This window comes from Mycobacterium sp. TH-M106 (assembly GCF_057473765.1).
This window is the reverse complement of the sequence record NZ_JBYCLE010000261.1, coordinates 1-3186: the sequence shown is the minus strand read 5'-3', so window position 1 is coordinate 3186 and position 3186 is coordinate 1. Positions and strand designations below refer to the sequence as shown.

Annotated in this window: 4 protein-coding genes; all 4 read left to right on the top strand. The window is 64.8% G+C overall.

The genetic code is table 11. The features are described 5' to 3' along the window. Window positions 1-194, top strand: a 194-nt coding sequence (rpl16, locus tag AC2VOP_RS08995) for a large ribosomal subunit protein uL16 (RefSeq protein ID WP_486951636.1), incomplete at its 5' end; no start/stop codon positions are given. Next, window positions 194-439, top strand: a complete 246-nt coding sequence (rpmC, locus tag AC2VOP_RS08990) for a 50S ribosomal protein L29 (protein WP_486960636.1) — start codon at window positions 194-196, stop codon at window positions 437-439. The genes rpl16 and rpmC, both read left to right, overlap by 1 nt. A gap of 5 nt (window positions 440-444) precedes the next feature. Next, the gene (gene rpsQ / locus AC2VOP_RS08985) at window positions 445-831 is read left to right on the top strand and encodes a 30S ribosomal protein S17 (protein ID WP_486960635.1); all 387 of its coding nucleotides are present in this window, start codon (window positions 445-447) and stop codon (window positions 829-831) included. An 80-nt stretch (window positions 832-911) separates the two neighbouring features. Further along, window positions 912-3186: arylsulfatase (locus AC2VOP_RS08980; protein ID WP_486960634.1), on the top strand; the 2275-nt coding region annotated here is incomplete at its 3' end.

Genomic DNA, 3186 nt, shown 5'->3' with positions numbered 1-3186 from the left:
CCAAGAAGCCGGCCGAGACCCGGATGGGTTCGGGTAAGGGTTCGCCGGAATGGTGGGTGGCCAACGTCAAGCCCGGTCGAGTGCTGTTCGAGCTCAGCTACCCTAATGAAGCGATCGCGCGAGCGGCGCTGACCAGGGCGATACACAAGCTGCCGATCAAGGCGCGGATCGTCACCCGAGAGGAGCAGTTCTGATGGCAGTGGGGGTTTCCGCCGGCGAGCTGCGCGAGCTGAGCGCCGAAGAACTGACCGAGCGGCTGCGCGAGGCCAAGGAAGAGCTGTTCAACCTGCGTTTCCAAACGGCGACAGGTCAGCTCAGCAACAACCGTCGACTCCGCACGGTGCGTCACGAAATCGCGCGTATCTACACCGTGTTGCGGGAGCGAGAACTGGGCTTGGCCGCTGGGCCCGAAGGCCCCGAAAACCCCGAGGGTGCGTGATCGTCATGGCAGGAACTCAAGAGGCTAAAGAGGCTAAAGAGGCTAAAACCACATCGAAGGCCGGCCGGGCATCAAAAGCCGCACCGAAAGACGCTGCCCCGGCGGAGAAGGGTCCGAAGCACACGCCGCGTACCCCGAAGCCGCGGGGCCGGCGCAAGACCCGCATCGGCTACGTGGTGAGCGACAAGATGCACAAGACCATCGTGGTCGAGCTGGAGGACCGGGTGCCCCACCCGCTCTACGGCAAGATCATCCGGACCACGACCAAAGTCAAGGTGCACGACGAGGACGGCATCGCCGGAATCGGAGACCGAGTCTCCCTGATGGAGACGCGCCCGCTGTCAGCGACCAAGCACTGGCGTCTCGTCGAGATCCTCGAGAAAGCCAAGTAGCCCGCGGCGAGCATGCAGAGAATCGCACGATCCGATCCGAATTCGTGCGATTATGTGCATGCTCGCGGGAAGGTCGGGTGATGGCGACGGAATTCAACGGCAGGATCGAACTCGACGTCAGGGACTCCGAGCCCGATTGGGGTCCCTTCGCCGCGCCGAGTGCACCTGACGGCGCCCCCAACGTGCTCTACCTCGTCTGGGACGACACCGGCATCGCGACCTGGGACTGTTTCGGCGGGTTGGTCGACATGCCAGCGATGAGCCGCATCGCCGACCGCGGCATACGGTTGTCGCAATTTCACACCACCGCGCTGTGTTCACCGACTCGGGCGGCGCTGCTGACCGGCCGCAACCCGACCAGCGTCGGCATGGCCACCATTGAAGAGTTCACCGACGGATTCCCGAACTGCAGTGGACGCATACCCTTCGAGACAGCGCTGCTCCCCGAGGTCCTCGCCGAATGCGGCTGGAACACCTTCTGCGTCGGCAAATGGCACCTCACTCCGCTGGAGGAGGCGAACATGGCCGCCAGCAGGCGGCACTGGCCGACCTCGCGGGGCTTCGAGCGGTTCTACGGTTTCATGGGTGGCGAAACCAACCAGTGGTACCCCGACCTGGTGTATGACAACCACCCAGTGGAACCGCCTGCCACACCCGAGGACGGCTACCACCTCTCGAAAGATATCGCTGACCGGACAATCGAATTCATCCGTGACGCCAAGACCATCGCCCCCGGCAAGCCGTGGTTCGGCTACGTCTGCCCGGGCGCCGGCCACGCTCCGCACCATGTCTTCACCGAGTGGGCGGACCGCTACGCGGGCCGCTTCGACATGGGTTACGAGGCCTACCGCGAGATCGTGCTGGAAAACCAGAAGAAGCTGGGCCTGGTGCCGCCGGACACCGAGTTGTCGCCGGTCAACCCCTACTCAGACGCCACCAGCGCGGAGGGCCTGCCATGGCCCGCGGTGGACACCGTGCGGCCCTGGGACACCCTGGGCGACGAGGAGAAGCGGCTGTTTTGCCGGATGGCGGAGGTGTTTGCCGGTTTCCAGAGCTACACCGACGCCCAGATCGGCCGGATCCTGGATTACCTGGAGGATTCGGGGCAGCTGGACAACACCATCGTGGTGGTGATCTCAGACAACGGCGCCAGCGGTGAGGGCGGGCCCAACGGCTCGCCCAACGAAAACAAGTTTTTCAACGGCTACATCGACACCGTCGAGCAGGCGATGAAGCTCTTCGACCAGCTCGGCGGCCCGGAAACCTACAACCACTACCCGATCGGGTGGGCGATGGCCTTCAATGCGCCCTACAAGCTCTACAAGCGTTATGCCTCCCACGAAGGCGGCATCGCCGATCCCGCGATCATCAGCTGGCCCAACGGCATTGCAGCGCACGGCGAGGTGTGCGACGCCTATGTCAACGTCTGCGACGTGACTCCGACGGTCTACGACCTGCTCGATATCACCCCGCCGGCGACCGTGCGTGGTATTGCCCAGAAGCCGTTGGAAGGAGTGAGTTTCAAGGCGGCACTTGCTGACTCGGGCGCGGCCACCGGCAAGCAGACCCAGTTCTATCAAATGCTGGGCACCCGCGGTATCTGGCATCAGGGCTGGTTCGCCAACACCGTGCACGCAGCTACCCCTTCCGGCTGGGGCCATTTCGACGCCGACCGCTGGGAGCTGTACCACATCGAGCGCGACCGCAGCCAGTGCCATGACCTGGCCGCCGAACACCCCGACAAACTCGAGCAGCTCAAGGCAGTGTGGTTCGCCGAGGCCGCCAAGTACAACGGACTGCCGCTGGCGGACCTCGACATCGCCGAAATGATGGGCCGATGGCGGCCCTATCTGGCCGGGGAACGCACCAGCTACACCTACTACCCGAACACCGCCGAGGTGCCGCTGGGTGCGTGCGTGGAGCTGCGTGGCCAGTCGTTCGCGGTGCTAGCACGAGTCACCGTCGAGGGCACCGGAGCGCAGGGCGTGTTGTTCAAACAGGGTGCCCGTCACGGCGGGCACGTGCTGTTCTTTCAAGGTGGCCGCTTGCACTACGTCTACAACTTCCTCGGCGAACAGGAGCAGTGGCTGTCTGCGACCGACCCGGTTCCTCCGGGCGAGCACATTCTGGGCATGCGCTTTCAGCGCAGCGGTACCGTGCCGGGCGGCCACACCCCGGTCGGCGAGGCGTCGCTGTACGTCGACGACACCGTGGTTGCGACACTGCCGGAGATGATCACCCAGCCCGGAGCGTTCACGCTGGCCGGCGGTGGGGTGAGCGTCGGGCGCAATACCGGGCAGGCGGTGTCGTCGGCGTACACCGCGCCGTTCCCGTTCACCGGCGGCGTTATTGCCG